The organism is Rhodococcus sp. B7740 (assembly GCF_000954115.1).
GTDB lineage: Bacteria > Actinomycetota > Actinomycetes > Mycobacteriales > Mycobacteriaceae > Rhodococcoides.
The window spans coordinates 928,151-942,001 of sequence record NZ_CP010797.1; the positions used below are offsets into that span (position 1 = coordinate 928,151).

The window sequence follows — 13,851 nt, forward strand, 5'->3', positions numbered from 1 at the left end:
CCGGCATGACCAATGCGGTGCGTCCGGCATCGTTCACCGCCGGGACTCTGACTCTTCTGGGTGCGCTCTACTTCGCACAGGGACTGCCGTTCGGATTCTTCACCCAGGCCCTACCTGTCGTCCTCCGGGAGTCGGGCTTCTCCTTGGTGAAGATCAGCGCGACCGGTGTGCTGTTTCTCCCGTGGGCGCTGAAATTTCTCTGGGCTCCGTACGTCGATCGGTACGGATCGAGGCGACGGTGGCTGTTGTCGCTGCAGTGTTCTGCCGCGGCGGCGGCACTGGCGTTGTCGTTCCTCGATCTGTCCTCGACACTGCGCTGGCTGTTCGTCGGAATCTTCGTCATGAATGCTCTCTCGGCGACGCAGGACATCGCGACCGACGGTATCGCGGTGCGTACGCTCAGCGCGGCGCAGCGCGGGTTGGGCAACGGTCTGCAGGTCGGTGCCTACCGCATCGGGATGGTGTGCGGCGGCGGACTGCTGTTGTGGCTGTTCACCTTTGCCGGATGGCGGGTGCTGTTCGTCGCGATGGCACTGCTCATCGTGCTGACGACTGTTCCGGTGTGGTGGATGCGGACGCAACTGGACGCTGCAGACGCCGAATCCGACCGAGCGGCCGAGCCGGAAACGCCGGTGCGGCTGGCGGTTGCCTGGTGGTCCCGACTGCGTAGGCCCGGCATGGTTGCGTTCATCCTGCTGATCATCGGCTTCAAGTTCGGTAACTCGATGGGCTCGGCCCTCGTGGGTCCGTTTCTGTCGGACAGTGGACTGTCATTGCCCCAGATAGCGCTGGTCGAGGGCGGTCTGTCGTCGGTGGCTGCGCTCGGGGGAGCCGCACTGGGGGCATGGTTGTCATTTCGACACGGACGGCGTCGGGCGCTGTTGGTCGGCGGGGTGAGTCAAACGCTCAGCCTTGCCCTGTATGTCGTCGCCTCCCTGGGAGTCGGCGGCTTCCCACTTCTGGTCACCGCCAACATCACCGAACACGTCCTCGGTGGTGCGGCCACGGTGGCGGTGTTCGCCCTGATGATGGACGCGTCCGAGAAGCGTTTCGCGGGAAGCGATTACACGCTGATGGCGTGCGCAATCGTCTTCGCGCAGGGCGCAGCCGGGATCGCAGCCGGTGTGGTCGGCGACCTGTTCGGCTACACGGCGATGTTCGGCTCCGCGCTCGTCCTGTCCGGTATCGGCTGTGCATTGTTGTTGACGGCACTCGATCGAGGCTGGGGGCCCGACGGTCTCCGACAGGTGGTCCCGCCGAAGAACCTCGTCCGGTAGCGGCGGAAGCCGTACTCAGCTCTCGCTGGGGGATCCGGCGATGTTGACCATCCACTGCACACCGAACTTGTCGGTCAACATACCGAAGGTGTCGCCCCACGGGGCCTTGTCGAGACCCATCGTGAACTGCGCGTCGACGGCCAACGCGTTCCAGTAGCTCGTCAGTTCGTCCTCCTCGTCGCCGCTGAGCGAGACGCTCATGGTGTTCCCGGGCGTGTGCTCCATCGACGACGGCGTGTCGGCTCCCATCAGAGTGAACCCGTTCGGGGTGGTCAGCTGGCCGTGCATGATCTTGTCCCGGTCAGCGGGATCCTCGCTGGCGTTGGCCTCGCCGAGCGTGGTGACGGTCAGCTCGCCACCGAAGACCGACCGATAGAACTCCATCGCCTCGCGCGCGTTGTCTCGGAACGACAGATAGGGGTTGAGAATGGACATGATCGAAGTCTCCTTCTTCTGATGAACGAGCGGGCTGAACTACGACGGGATCCGTCGAATCAGTAGACCCGCACCGTGAGGGAAAGTCACCGCAGAAGATCAGATGGATGCGTCGGTGTCGGCAACAATGGCGCGCAGTGCGACCACGTGACGTCTATAGGCCGTTCTACCGTCCTTGGTCAACGACAACCACAGTCGCCGCGAGTCCGTCCGTGATCGCTGCTGCTCGACGTATCCCGCATCGACCAGGGCAGCGACCTGTTTGCTCAGCGCCGATGCGCTCAACCCGCTGTGTTCCTTGACGATCGCCAGTTCCACCGTTGTCGCAGCGGCCAGAAGGGCACAGATTCGGAGCCGGTGGGCCGGGTGAATGATCGGATCGAGATCGCTCATCGACGCGTACTGCGGTAGTGCAGAATCGATCCGATCGAGTAGATCGACGCGGCTGCTGCCGCCAGCAGAACAACCGGCCAGGCCGGTCCGCTGGGATCACCGACAGCCTGCGCCAGCGCGACGGAGAGCCCCGACAGCGCGACACAGGTGAGGAAGCCGCGGTCGGTGGGTAGGGCCCACGGCGTCCCCATCCGATATCCGGTGACGACGTTGACCGCGATGATCACCGCGGCGACACCCAGGAACGCGAGCCGGCTGTCGAGAAGGGCGGTCAGTGCGAACATCGCGAGCAGCGCGGCGTTGACCGGATACAGCCATACCGGCCACGGAGTGTCTCGTACTGCGCGCTGAACTCGATCGATGTCGTCGAGAGCCGTTCGGGCTTCGGCAGGTGTGGGTTCTCCGATGCTTTCCATGGTGGAAACTGTATTGGATAGTTTCCACTATGGCAACCATCGGGCGGATGTCAGGTGTCGGACGGCCTCGCCACTTCCGATTCCCATCGGGCCCGTCGCTCGTCGTCCGACTGCTCCCACCACGGGGTTCCTCGCTCGCCGAGGGCGACTTTGGTGGCCTGCACGCCTGCGCGAGATTCCGGTGCACCCGACGTGCGTTTGACCTCCCTGCGCCACGCCATCAGAATCGACCGTAATTCGGCATTGCGATCCTCCGGGATATCAGGATCCGTTGCGCGCCAACGGCGACCCTTGATCACGATGTAGTGACCGTCCTCGGTGTGTTCCGGTTCTTCGGCCATGGGTCCACACTGCCATGCGTCAGCTGCTCAGATACTGCGGTACTGGACTTGCGTCGAGCCCGAGCGCCACGGCGGCGCGAGCGGTGACCGGTCCGACCAGATTGCCTGTGCCGTTGTAGCCACCGAATGCGATCACGGTGTCGTCGACCCATGTGCACAGCGGCCGACCGTCGGTGGTGAATCCGACGGACGCGGCCCACCGTGCATCGACCGAGACAGGTTCTCCTGCAAACGATGCCGCGACCGACTCGATGTAGTGCTGAACCTGAGCGGTCGGTTCGCCGGACGGTGTCCATTCGTGCTCGGCGAAGAGGTCACGACCGACCCCGACATACAGCCGTCCAGACGCGTCCTGTTGCGCGTAGTCGTACCCCCATCGTCCGTACACGGGGCACGGCAGTCGCCCCGGGGTGACGGGCGAGGTCGCGAGCATCTGCAGACGGGCCGTCCGAACCCGTCCGTCGAGCTGGGGGAGTACCTGTTCGAGTCGACCGTCGACGGCTACGAGAACCAGGCCGCATCGAACCACTCCATTCGGCGTCGTGACCGCGCCCGGCTCGATGGCGATTGCGGGCGTGTATTCGTACAGTCGAGCGCGTCCTGCGAGAATCGATGCCAGCCCGAGCGCGCGACGCGCAGGATTCATCACCGCATCGTCCGGTAGGAAGATGCCGTTTCCCAACGCGCCGGAATAGTGCTCGACGGCAACGTCGTTCTCGCGCAGGCACTGCGCCAGCGCGTCGCAGTCCTCCGCATCGGCGAGCTCGCTCGGAGAACCGGGGACTCCCGCGAGCCTGATCGATCCGGTGCGTCGGACGACGTCGGGTCCGAGAAGCCCTTCCAGATTGTCGATCTCCGCCAGAGTCGCTCGATACAGATCCACCGCGCACGGACCCCATGTCGCGAGTGCTGTGTGCAGAAAGGTCGCAGGACCACCGAGCAGGAAGCCGCCGTTCCGACCCGCAGCGCCGGCTGCGACTCGCCCTGCGTCGATTCCGACCACATCGACACCGCGGTCGAGGAGGTCGGCGACGGCGGCCAGACCCGAGCCTCCCAGGCCGACGACGCAGACGTCGGCGGTGCGGTCATGGTCGAGTGCGGGCAGTCCCGACCAGCCGGACACGATCGGATCGTCGTCCCACGCCGGGTGGGACATGTCGCTGGCGATCATCGGTCGATGGTATCGACGGATTCGGCGCGAGGATGGTTTACGATTCCGGCACCCACCCCAGCACCGGTAAGGACCGTCCATGCGCACTGTGATCGTGACCGCGTTCGTGTCGCTCGACGGCGTGATGGAGGGGCCGGGCGGCGAGGTGGGCTATCGCAACTCCGGGTGGACGTTTCAGGGCATCGACTTCGATCCGGCAGCGTACGAGATCAAAGGACGTGAGCAGGAAGAAGCCACTGCGCTGCTGTTGGGCCGCACCTCCTACGAAGCATTTGCGCCGATCTGGCCCACCATGGACGATTTCGCGGGGTACAACGCCATGCCGAGGTATGTGGTGTCGACGACGCTCGAGCAGGACGACTCACGCTGGCCTGCAACCGTTCTGCGCAGTATCGACGACGTTGCCGAGCTCAGGAACTCCGAGGGTGGGCCGATCTCGATACACGGCAGCGCCACCCTAGGCCGAAGTCTCGCCGACGCCGGGCTGGTCGATCGGTACCACCTGCTCGTCTTTCCACTCCTGCTCGGTGCGGGAAAGCGACTGTTCAGCGCGGCCGACAAGGACACCACGCATCTCGAACTGATCGAACACGAGGTCTACGGCAACGGAATTCAGAAGCAGGTGTTCGACGTACGTCGATGACCCGGCGGGGCGAGTGTTCAGATGTCGTCGCTTCGGATGGTGCGCCGCCGAACGGAGACGAGTTGCAGCTCGGGCCGCGAGGCCGCGACGCGCTCGATTCGGTCGAGAACATCGGTGACGTGGTCGCGATCGCCTGCTACGACGGACGCGCCTATACCTGCTCGCCTGTGCAACTCGCGATGATCGGTTTCCGCCGCCGATACCGCGAACTTGCGTTGCATTTCGGAGATCACCGGCCGGATCACGGAGCGTTTCTCTTTGAGTGAGTGAACATCTCCGAGAAGGAAGTCGAATTCTATCCATCCAATCCACATAGGCGTGTCAGTCTAACGCCGGGGTGGGCGAGCGGCCCCCGACTCGGCCCGGCAATACCGTGGATGCACGCCATTCGGCGCGCATGTTCGTACACTGGCGTCATGGCTGCACCGGCGGGACACGGTTCCTTGCCGCCGAGCCTTGTCGAAATGGCGACTCGCCAGGTCCGATCCGAGGTGCTCAGCGGTGCGCTCGAGCCCGGATCGCGCGTGGTCGAGGAAACACTGTGCGCGCGACTCGGGATCAGCCGAGCACCCGTGCGTGAGGCGTTGCGCCTGTTGGCTCAGCAGGGTCTGGTCGAGCATCTCCCACGTCGCGGGTTTCGAGTGACGGTGTGGTCGGCGGAGGACATTCTCGAACTTTTCGAGCTGCGTCAGGTTCTCGAACGACATGCGCTCGAGCGTGCGCTCCCACTCGCGTCGCCTCCCGACAGTGCTTTCGCGCCGGTGAGAGCGGCGCTCGACGAGATGCGCGACGCCGATGCGCGGGGGGACACTCTCGAGAAGGACGACGCTCACCGGCGTTTCCACGAGGCAATCGTGGCGTTGGCCGGAAGCCGCCAGCTCGATGTGGCCTATGCGCCGATCCTGTTGAAGTTACAGCTACCGATGGCCCGCAACCTCAGGGAAGAAGCCCGAGTCGCCAATCCGATCGATGGGATCAGGCGTCACGAGTGGTTGCTCGACGCCATCGAATCGAACGACCTCTCGGTCGCGCTCGCTGCGTTGAAGGAGCATGGCGAGCTGACCTACCTGCATCTCGAGAGTATTTCCTAACAGACTCGAAACACGGCAACAACCTGCATTAACAGAAAACTGTCGACAATCGACGGTATGACTTCAGACCTGGGACCGGCACTCGGCCCGACCGTCACCGAGATGCTCGCGTCGTACAGAAACGGCACATCGACTCCCACTGCAACGGTGGAGGCGTTCTCGACCGCCGTGGCTGCACGCGGCGACGACGGAACATGGATCACCGTTGTCGGCCGTTCGGAATTGCTCGCGGCCGCCGCTGCACTCGAAGCGCGACCCGACACAGTGTCGCTACCCCTGTACGGAATTCCCTTCGGAGTCAAGGACAGCATCGATGTGGCGGGATACCCGACCACGCTCGCCTGTCCCGACTACGCCTACACGTCGGATTCGACGGCCCCGGCAGTGCAGGCACTGGTCGACGCGGGCGCCATTTTCGTCGGCAAGACCAGCCTCGACCAGTTCGCGACCGGGCTGAACGGAACTCGCACGCCCCATGCGATTCCGCGGAGCGTCTACGGCAACGACATGATCTCCGGTGGCTCCAGTTCCGGATCGGCACTGGCCGTCGCCCTCGGGCAGGTGCCGTTCTGTGTGGCCACCGACACCGCAGGATCGGGTCGTGTGCCTGCCGCGCTCAACGGGATCGTCGGCTACAAGCCGTCGCGCGGCCTGATCAGCACCGTCGGCCTCGTCCCCGCGTGCAAGTCGCTGGACTGCATCACCCTGATGGCGTCCACCGTCGAGGACCTCGAACTCGTCTTCGACATCATGTGCGCCGAGGATCCAGCGGACGGTTGGTCACGTCCGCGCGGAGAAGAGTACGACGGGCGTGACATCACCGTCGGGCTACCGGACCTGCAGCAGCTGGACTTCTTCGGCGACGCGGCCATGTTCGATGCGCATTCGGTGGCGCGCCTGTCGCTTCCCGATCATGGGTTACGGACCACCACAGTCGATCTCACACCCTTCCTCGACGCCGGCTCGCTGCTGTATCAAGGACCGTGGGTCGCCGAGCGACTGGTCGAATTCGACGAATTCCTGAGCGAGAAGCCCGATTCCATCGTCCCGGTCGTCCGCGAGATCTTTCTGGGAGGGCGGAACTACACCGCTGTCGATGCCTTCCGTGCTCTGCAGACATTGCAAGACCTTCGCGCTCGTGTCTCTCGGCTCTGGACGTCGATGGACGTGATGATCGTGCCGACCATCGGCACCACCTTCACCGTGCCGGAGGTACTCGCAGACCCCGTCGCGTGCAATACGAAGCTCGGTCACTACACCCACTTCGGAAACCTTCTCGATCTGACGGCCGTAGCGGTTCCCGTCGGGCTCACCCAGGACGGTCGACCGGTCAGCCTCATGGTGATCGGGCCTGCGCTGGCCGACGATACGATCCTCGCGGTCGCGGCCCGGTTGCTCGGAGAACGGCGTGCCGTTCCACCGCATCCCGCAGCAGCCGAAGGGTCGACCCTCGAGACCATCGACATCGTCGTTGCCGGGCACCACCTGTCGGGGGAGCGCGCCAACCCGCAGCTGCTCGAGCTCGGTGGGGCCCTGGTCGAGGCGACGTCCACCGCGCCGACGTACACACTGCTTCGGATCGGAACCACCGACCCGACACCCGGACTGTTGCGAGTTCCTCTCGGCGGCAGCGCAATCGACGTGGAGAGGTGGCGTCTGCCCGCCGCTTCTCTTGCGGTACTCGCGGGCAGAATGCCAGCGGTGCTCGCTCTGGGACGAGTACTGCTGGCCGACGGTTCCGACGTTCTCGGCTACGTCTGCGACGCGACTGTCCAGACCGGCGCGCATCGGCACACCGTCGACGACATCAGCGAGTTCGGTGGCTGGCGGGCATATTCCCGGGCGATCAATTCTGCTCACGATACTTCCATTGCAGCACAGGAGATCTCATGACCTCAGCACAGACACCGGAAACGTCGATACCGTCGGCGTCTCCGTCGGAGTTCACCATCGATCCCACGACGACGGCACTGCTCGTGATCGACATGCAGAGGGATTTTCTGCTCCCCGGAGGGTTCGGGGAGAGCCTCGGCAACGATGTCGGCCTGCTCCGATCCGTGATCGAACCACTCGCAGGTCTCATCGCAGTGGCCAGGGAAGCGGGGATACCCGTGATCCACACCAGGGAGGGGCACCTACCGGACCTTTCGGACTGCCCGCCGGCGAAATTACGCCGCGGCACACCATCGCAGCGCATCGGCGATCCGGGAGCGTTCGGTCGCATCCTCGTTCGCGGTGAGTACGGTCACGACATAGTCGACGAACTGGCGCCACTCGAAGGTGAGACCGTCATCGACAAGCCCGGCAAAGGGGCGTTCTACGCCACCGAGCTCTCCGAGATCCTCACGAGCGCCGGAATCACCACCCTGCTCGTCACCGGTGTGACGACCGAGGTGTGCGTGCACACCACGGTTCGCGAGGCCAACGATCGAGGATACGAATGCCTCGTCGTGACGGACTGTGTCGGTTCGTACTTCCCGGAGTTTCAGCGCGTGGGCCTCGAGATGATCTCGGCTCAAGGCGGCATTTTCGGTTGGACCGCGCCGTCGGAGGACGTCGAGGCCGCGTTGGTTGCACTCGTCCCCACCTCGGCAAGTCGATAGGACCGAACATGACCATGGACGTGAAAGACTCACCCGCTGCAGGCTCTTCGTCCTCGTTCACCCTCCCGTGGTGGACGAAGGGCGACACCAACGCATTCTTCGGACTCGGCTTCAACATTCTCGTCAACGTGCTCACCCTGACCACCCTGAGCATCGCGGTGGTCGGAATTCCAGGAAGCGACGTCCTCGGGACCCTGCTGCCTGCCCTCGGGATCGCCCTGATCCTGGGGAACCTCTACTACATGGTTCTCGCTCGTCGGCTCGCCAAGCGCGAGAACCGAACCGATGTGACGGCGCTTCCGTACGGTCCGAGCGTTCCGCACATGTTCATCGTCGTGTTCGTGGTCATGCTCCCGGTCTACCTGGCGACGGGTGACGCGATGCAGGCGTGGGCGGCGGGGCTCGCCTGGGCCTTCATGATCGGCATCATCGTCATGATCGGAGCGTTCGTCGGACCCTACATTCGCAGGATCACCCCCCGCGCGGCGATGCTCGGCACGCTGGCCGGCATCTCGATCACGTTCATCGCGATGCGCCCGGCCGCGCAGATGTGGGAGGCCGCCTGGATCGGGTTGCCCGTTCTCGCAATCATTCTCATCGGCTTCTTCACGGATGTGAAGCTGCCCGGCAACATTCCGGTCGGTCTCGCCGCGCTTCTGGTAGGCACGGCTATCGGCTGGATCGGCGGATACATGTCGGTTCCGGACGTGACCGAGGCTGCCGGCAATATCGCGCTCGGGCTTCCCGATCTGCGCCTCGATCTGCTTCTCGACGGTCTCGGCAACCTGGCTCCGCTGCTCGCGACCGCAATTCCTCTGGGTGTCTACAACTTCACCGAGGCAATGAGCAACGTCGAGAGCGCGTCCGCTGCGGGAGACAACTACAACCTCCGCAGTGTGCTGCTCGCAGACGGATTCGGAGCGGTCGTCGGATCTGCCTTCGGATCGCCGTTCCCGCCCGCTGTCTACATCGGCCATCCGGGCTGGAAAGACGCAGGCGGACGGACCGGCTACTCGCTCGCGTCGGGCATCGCGATCGGCCTGATGTGTTTTCTCGGGCTCTTCGGTCTACTGGCCACGCTGCTTCCGATACCCGCGATCGTCCCGATTCTGCTGTACATCGGCCTGCTGATCGGTGCCCAGGCATTTCAGTCGGTGCCGAAGCTGCACGCCATCGCGGTGGTGGTGGCACTGCTACCCAACCTCGCGGAGTGGGCGGTTGGCCTGATCGACAACGCGCTCAGCGCGGCAGGTACATCGGCGACGGAAGTGGGGAGCGAGGCACTGGGTCAGGCGGGTGTCGTGTACGACGGGCTGAAGACGTTCGGATCCGGCGCGGTACTCGCCGGACTGATGCTGGGCACCATCGTCACGTTCGTTCTCGACAAACGGTTTCTCGCTGCCGCCGCAGCAGGTGGGGTGGCCGCGGCACTGTCGTGGGTCGGTCTGATTCATTCACACGAGGTGGGGTGGGCAGCCAATCCCCAAGTCGCCCTGGGCTATCTGTTCTTCGGACTGGTGTGTCTGGCGTACTCGCGGCTGACTCCGGCTTCGAAGCCGACGGGCGAGCCGCAACCGGTCGGCGAGTAGTGCTTCCCGATGCGGGCCGTACGGCCCGCATCGGGAACTGCTCTAGCGTGTGCTCACGAGCTCGAGCGCCACCAGATCGGAGAGATATTTCTCGATCAGTTCGCGTCCGAGGTGCGGAATGTCCCCGACGGCGGAAGCGAACTCGTCGGCAGGCAGGATCGCTCCGGACGACGGATGTTGCGGACGTGCGTACGAGTCGATCAACGGGAGCAGCGAGTGCGAACGCTGCTTCTCCGGCAGAGCCTCGACTGCAGCGTTGAAACGCTCGAACCATTCGTCGTAGTTCTCGACGATCTCGATGTCGCGACCTGCATCCCGGATCCAGTCGACGAACGTATCGAGTGAGATGTCGTCGTCGTGTGGGTTGAGGATGTCGAAGGTTCGGTAGCCCGAGGTATCACCACCTGCGATCGACGTGATGGCCGCCGCACTGAAATCGGCCGGCAGCCCGTCGTAGTGGGCCAGCGGGCGCCCCTTCTCGTCGGTGGGCGCGCCGGTGTCGGTGGCGTAGAACGTGTGTGGAGCCAGACCGGTTGCAACGACCGACAGGATCAGACGCGTGAATACGTCCGGCACGTTGAGCTGGCCCGTCCACGCGCTGTGCGCCAGAATCATGTCCGAGCGGAAGACCGAGACGGGCAGTCCGAATTCGTCGAACGCATTGCGCAACAGCACTTCACCGGCCCACTTGGAGTTGCCGTAGCCGTTGGCGTACGAATCGTCCACCGCCCGCGATGGGCTGTCGACGCGGATGTCGCCGTTCTCTCGGAATTCCTCGACGCCCGCTGCGACGGCCACTGTCGACAGATAGGTCACGGGCTTGACATGGTCGGTCAGCGCCAGCCGGATGATCTCGGCCGTGCCGACGACGTTGGGTCCGAAGAGGTGCTCGTACGGCAGGGCATGGTTGACGAGCGCGGCCGGGTGGACGATGCGATCCACCCGTTCGGCCAGTGTCTCGAAACTGTCGCGGTCCAGGCCGAAGTGAGGTGTCCCGAGATCGCCCGCGACGACCTCGAGTGCGGCGTCGGCCAAGGTTCGATAGCGCTCCGACAGTTGTGCGTCTCCGCTGTCGAACGCTGCATCGAGTCGAGCTCGCGCGTCGGAATCGGAGCGCCCGCGCACCAGACAGATCACCTTTCCGCCGGTCTCGGCCATGCGCCCCAACCATTCCAGGCAGAGGAAACGACCGAGGTATCCGTTGGCACCGGTGAGCAAGACCGTGCTGGTCCGTTCTCGCGGGCCGGCAATTCGGTGTGCGGCGTCGAGAAGGGCATCGTCGAGAAAAGCCGACAGACGCAGGTCGGAGGCTCGTGCCACAGCGGCACCGCGGCCGTGCACCGAGGCGAACGTCGCTGTGTCGGAATCGTTGTCCCGGGCCGAGGAGATGTACTCGGCCAGCGCTGCCAGGTCCATGGCAGGCCCGGTGATCACTCCGACCGGAACATCGACATCGTAGATCTCACGGAGAAGCGTGGAGAACGTCAACGCCGACAACGAATCTCCGCCCAAGTCGCTGAAGTGCGCGTCGGGTCGGATATCGGACCCGGCGCATCCCAGCAGGGCCTGGGCCGCGTCGCCGACGGTGGTCAGAACGGGGGCATCGGCACCGGTACGCCTGAGTTCGCGTAGGCGATCGTTCTGACCGGTCTCGAGTTCCGCGTAGCGACGTTCGAGTTCTTTTCCGTAGCGCTCGACGAGTTTGGGTCGCAGTTGCTTACCTGCCCCGGACAAGAGTCCGTTCTCCTGTGTGAACGGGTCGTGTTCGATGACTACTTCACGTGGAATCTCGTACGAATTCAGCGCTTCCGTGCGTGCGATCTGCTGCAACGATTCGATGACCGAACCCGCAGTCGTGTCCGGGTCGGCCGGTACGACAACTGCCAGAAGGTATGCCCGCTGGCTGTTGCCGTACACGAATATCTGATTCACCAGCTCGCTGGTACCGAACAGGGCTTCCAGGCGCGCCAGCGCGACGAACTCGCCCTGAGCCAGTTTCAGAACGTTCTTGCGTCGGTCGACGTAGGCGAGTCGGTCCGGCTCGATCTCGGCGACGACGTCCCCGGTGCGATAGAAGCCCTCGGAGTCGAAGACGTCGGCCGTGACGTCCGGGCGCTTGTAGTAACCGGGAATGATGGAGGTCGTCTTGAGCAGGAGCTCACCGCGCGGATGCGGTGTGTCGGTGGAGAAGTAGCCGAGTTCGGGTACGTCGTCGAGCTTGTATTCGATCACCGGCGGCCGCTGAACGACGCCGTCGTGCAACACCATTCCGGCTTCTGTGGAGCCGTAGTTGTCGCGCACCCGAATATCGAGCAGCTCGGAGACGAAGTCCTTCACCTCGTCGGCAATCGGCGCGGTACCGACCATCGCTGCGAGGACGCGACCGCCGAACTGTTCGATCCTGGTGCGCTCCAGCACTTCTCGTCGCGTCCTGTCGGCGTCGCCACCGGCAGTGCGTTCGGTTTCCCGGTCGATCTCGGCGAGAACGTTGTGCCGAATCATCTCGCAGACCCGCGGGATCAACAGTGCCATCGTGGGCCGAGCGAGCGCGAAATCCTCGAACAGGGTGGACAGGTCGCTCGCCCCGGCGAAGTGGACGGTGCCGCCTGCTGCAAGAGTCGAGAAGACGAGGCCACGGCCGGCCAGGTGACTCATCGGAAGATAGTCGAGAGTGATGACCGGGAAGGCAGGCCCGTCCGTGGACTCGGATGAAGCTCCGGTGTGGTGCCAGGCTCCGGTCCAGGCTCCGCACACGATTCGCTCGGTGTGCATCGCTCCCTTGGGGGTCCCGGTGCTGCCGGAGGTGTAGATCAATGTCGCGAGTCGGTCGGGATCCTCGGCATCGGGTAGGGGAACCGACGGTAGTTGCGCCCCGTCGCGAACCAACTCGGTGAGCGGACGAACGAAGACTCCCGCCTGTTCGGCATCGCTGCGCGCGGTCTCCATGATCTGTGTGTGTGCGTCGATCGCACCGTCGTAATCGAGGACGACGATTCGTCGGATGGATCGACAATGCGTGGCAACCTGGACCGCGACGGACAGATTGTCGACATCGGCTGCCAGTACGACGGGCTCGACTTCCGCGGCGATGGCCGAGAGTTGGCCCGCGGTGGCACCGGCCTGCAGCGGAACGGCGATTGCGCCGAGCCGAATCGTGGCCAATTCCGCGACGACGTAGTCGGCACTCGCGAATCCCAGGGTTGCGAAGAAGTCTCCCGAAGCGATACCGAATGCGTCGTGCGTCAATGCCGATGCCAGTGCACCCGCGTCGTTCCAGGCTCGGCCGTAGGTGACGGTTTCGAAGCGCGGGAGTAGGCGGAGAGTGTTCGTGTCGTCGACTCGTGCGATCTCGCGGGCCCGGCGGCCGAGTGCCGGCCGATCGGAGTAGCGCGTCATGATCTCGGCAACCACGCGGGCCAGGTTGGGCGACAACTCCTGGGCGGCGTCGGCCACTGCGCTGTCCGGTTCGGCGGCTCGGAAGTCGTCATCGATCCGGTGGAGCTCGGTGAAGCGATCGCGCCCTCTGATCTCTCGGTCACGTTCGCTGTCGACGGCCAGTGTGTGCGTCATGCTCGACTCCCCTCCGACGATGCGCACCGGAACAGCCGGGCGCTGTCGATTGCTCGATCAAATATCGTTATCAAAGGTAAGCATATGCCGATGTGGCTTTTTTGAATCGTGATGCTGCTCATAGTCCGATTCGCCGTAAATGTCTGCCCGGCTGCGGCTTTCGACATTGCCCCGGTCGACCGCCCGCAGCCCGGACCGTTTGTCGCGACGCTCGGCGTGGCCGTCGAAACGCGACTTGTATGGTGAGGAAAGTAGTCACGTGCGTCACAGCGCTCACGCAGGAGTGGAACCTTCGGAACGACCCATGCGGTGGCGGTGCCCC

General features: G+C 64.3%; 13 protein-coding genes. 6 read left to right on the top strand and 7 right to left on the bottom strand.

Features of this window, described 5'->3' with window-relative positions:
- The first annotated feature begins 5 nt into the window (after positions 1-5).
- Positions 6-1,277, top strand: a complete 1,272-nt coding sequence (locus NY08_RS04345) for an MFS transporter (protein WP_045199714.1) — start codon at positions 6-8, stop codon at positions 1,275-1,277.
- A 15-nt stretch (positions 1,278-1,292) separates the two neighbouring features.
- Here NY08_RS04345 and NY08_RS04350 read toward each other — a convergent pair whose 3' ends face one another.
- The 5 genes from NY08_RS04350 to NY08_RS04370 form a co-directional block, all read right to left on the bottom strand.
- Positions 1,293-1,715, bottom strand: coding sequence for a VOC family protein (locus tag NY08_RS04350; RefSeq protein ID WP_032398156.1), 423 nt, complete (start codon positions 1,713-1,715; stop codon positions 1,293-1,295).
- A gap of 96 nt (positions 1,716-1,811) precedes the next feature.
- Positions 1,812-2,105, bottom strand: a complete 294-nt coding sequence (locus tag NY08_RS04355) for a transcriptional regulator (RefSeq protein WP_032398155.1) — start codon at positions 2,103-2,105, stop codon at positions 1,812-1,814.
- Complete coding sequence (locus NY08_RS04360; protein ID WP_045195074.1) at positions 2,102-2,521, bottom strand: hypothetical protein; 420 nt, start codon at positions 2,519-2,521, stop codon at positions 2,102-2,104. The genes NY08_RS04355 and NY08_RS04360 overlap by 4 nt, the downstream gene beginning before the upstream one ends.
- A 50-nt stretch (positions 2,522-2,571) precedes the next feature.
- Positions 2,572-2,862: a hypothetical protein gene (locus NY08_RS04365; RefSeq protein WP_032398153.1), complete on the bottom strand. Its 291-nt coding sequence runs from the start codon at positions 2,860-2,862 to the stop codon at positions 2,572-2,574.
- A gap of 19 nt (positions 2,863-2,881) precedes the next feature.
- Positions 2,882-4,033, bottom strand: coding sequence for an NAD(P)/FAD-dependent oxidoreductase (locus NY08_RS04370; protein ID WP_052683716.1), 1,152 nt, complete (start codon positions 4,031-4,033; stop codon positions 2,882-2,884).
- Between the two features lie 79 nt (positions 4,034-4,112).
- Here NY08_RS04370 and NY08_RS04375 point away from each other — a divergent pair, with 79 nt between their 5' ends.
- On the top strand, positions 4,113-4,676 hold the full coding sequence (locus tag NY08_RS04375) for a dihydrofolate reductase family protein (protein ID WP_032398152.1): 564 nt from the start codon (positions 4,113-4,115) through the stop codon (positions 4,674-4,676).
- Positions 4,677-4,693: 17 nt separating this feature from the next.
- Here the strand turns inward: NY08_RS04375 and NY08_RS04380 are convergent, their stop codons facing one another.
- On the bottom strand, positions 4,694-4,990 hold the full coding sequence (locus NY08_RS04380; protein ID WP_032398151.1) for a DUF503 domain-containing protein: 297 nt from the start codon (positions 4,988-4,990) through the stop codon (positions 4,694-4,696).
- 102 nt (positions 4,991-5,092) lie between these two features.
- Between NY08_RS04380 and NY08_RS04385 the strand changes: the two genes are divergently transcribed.
- The 4 genes from NY08_RS04385 to NY08_RS04400 are packed head-to-tail and all read left to right on the top strand — an operon-like array spanning position 5,093 to position 9,959.
- Positions 5,093-5,767, top strand: a complete 675-nt coding sequence (locus NY08_RS04385) for a GntR family transcriptional regulator (protein WP_045195076.1) — start codon at positions 5,093-5,095, stop codon at positions 5,765-5,767.
- A gap of 57 nt (positions 5,768-5,824) precedes the next feature.
- The gene (gene atzF / locus NY08_RS04390; protein WP_082073689.1) at positions 5,825-7,660 is read left to right on the top strand and encodes an allophanate hydrolase; all 1,836 of its coding nucleotides are present in this window, start codon (positions 5,825-5,827) and stop codon (positions 7,658-7,660) included.
- Entirely contained in the window at positions 7,657-8,370 is a 714-nt protein-coding gene (locus NY08_RS04395; RefSeq protein ID WP_045195078.1) for a cysteine hydrolase family protein, read from the top strand. The genes atzF and NY08_RS04395 overlap by 4 nt, the downstream gene beginning before the upstream one ends.
- A gap of 8 nt (positions 8,371-8,378) precedes the next feature.
- Positions 8,379-9,959: a hypothetical protein gene (locus tag NY08_RS04400; protein WP_045195080.1), complete on the top strand. Its 1,581-nt coding sequence runs from the start codon at positions 8,379-8,381 to the stop codon at positions 9,957-9,959.
- Positions 9,960-10,001: 42 nt separating this feature from the next.
- Here NY08_RS04400 and car read toward each other — a convergent pair whose 3' ends face one another.
- A complete protein-coding gene (gene car / locus NY08_RS04405) occupies positions 10,002-13,529 on the bottom strand; it encodes a carboxylic acid reductase (RefSeq protein WP_045199719.1) in 3,528 nt (1,175 codons plus the stop codon).
- Positions 13,530-13,851 lie beyond the last annotated feature (322 nt).

What these genes read in the sequence shown, in the direction of transcription:
- NY08_RS04345 (WP_045199714.1), top strand. Translation starts at nt 6, where the DNA reads ATGACCAATGCGGTGCGTCCGGCATCGTTCACCGCCGGGACTCTGACT.
- NY08_RS04355 (WP_032398155.1), bottom strand. Translation starts at nt 2,105, where the DNA reads ATGAGCGATCTCGATCCGATCATTCACCCGGCCCACCGGCTCCGAATC.
- NY08_RS04360 (WP_045195074.1), bottom strand. Translation starts at nt 2,521, where the DNA reads ATGGAAAGCATCGGAGAACCCACACCTGCCGAAGCCCGAACGGCTCTC.
- NY08_RS04365 (WP_032398153.1), bottom strand. Translation starts at nt 2,862, where the DNA reads ATGGCCGAAGAACCGGAACACACCGAGGACGGTCACTACATCGTGATC.
- NY08_RS04370 (WP_052683716.1), bottom strand. Translation starts at nt 4,033, where the DNA reads ATGATCGCCAGCGACATGTCCCACCCGGCGTGGGACGACGATCCGATC.
- NY08_RS04375 (WP_032398152.1), top strand. Translation starts at nt 4,113, where the DNA reads ATGCGCACTGTGATCGTGACCGCGTTCGTGTCGCTCGACGGCGTGATG.
- NY08_RS04380 (WP_032398151.1), bottom strand. Translation starts at nt 4,990, where the DNA reads ATGTGGATTGGATGGATAGAATTCGACTTCCTTCTCGGAGATGTTCAC.
- NY08_RS04385 (WP_045195076.1), top strand. Translation starts at nt 5,093, where the DNA reads ATGGCTGCACCGGCGGGACACGGTTCCTTGCCGCCGAGCCTTGTCGAA.
- atzF (WP_082073689.1), top strand. Translation starts at nt 5,825, where the DNA reads ATGACTTCAGACCTGGGACCGGCACTCGGCCCGACCGTCACCGAGATG.
- NY08_RS04395 (WP_045195078.1), top strand. Translation starts at nt 7,657, where the DNA reads ATGACCTCAGCACAGACACCGGAAACGTCGATACCGTCGGCGTCTCCG.
- NY08_RS04400 (WP_045195080.1), top strand. Translation starts at nt 8,379, where the DNA reads ATGACCATGGACGTGAAAGACTCACCCGCTGCAGGCTCTTCGTCCTCG.
- car (WP_045199719.1), bottom strand. Translation starts at nt 13,529, where the DNA reads ATGACGCACACACTGGCCGTCGACAGCGAACGTGACCGAGAGATCAGA.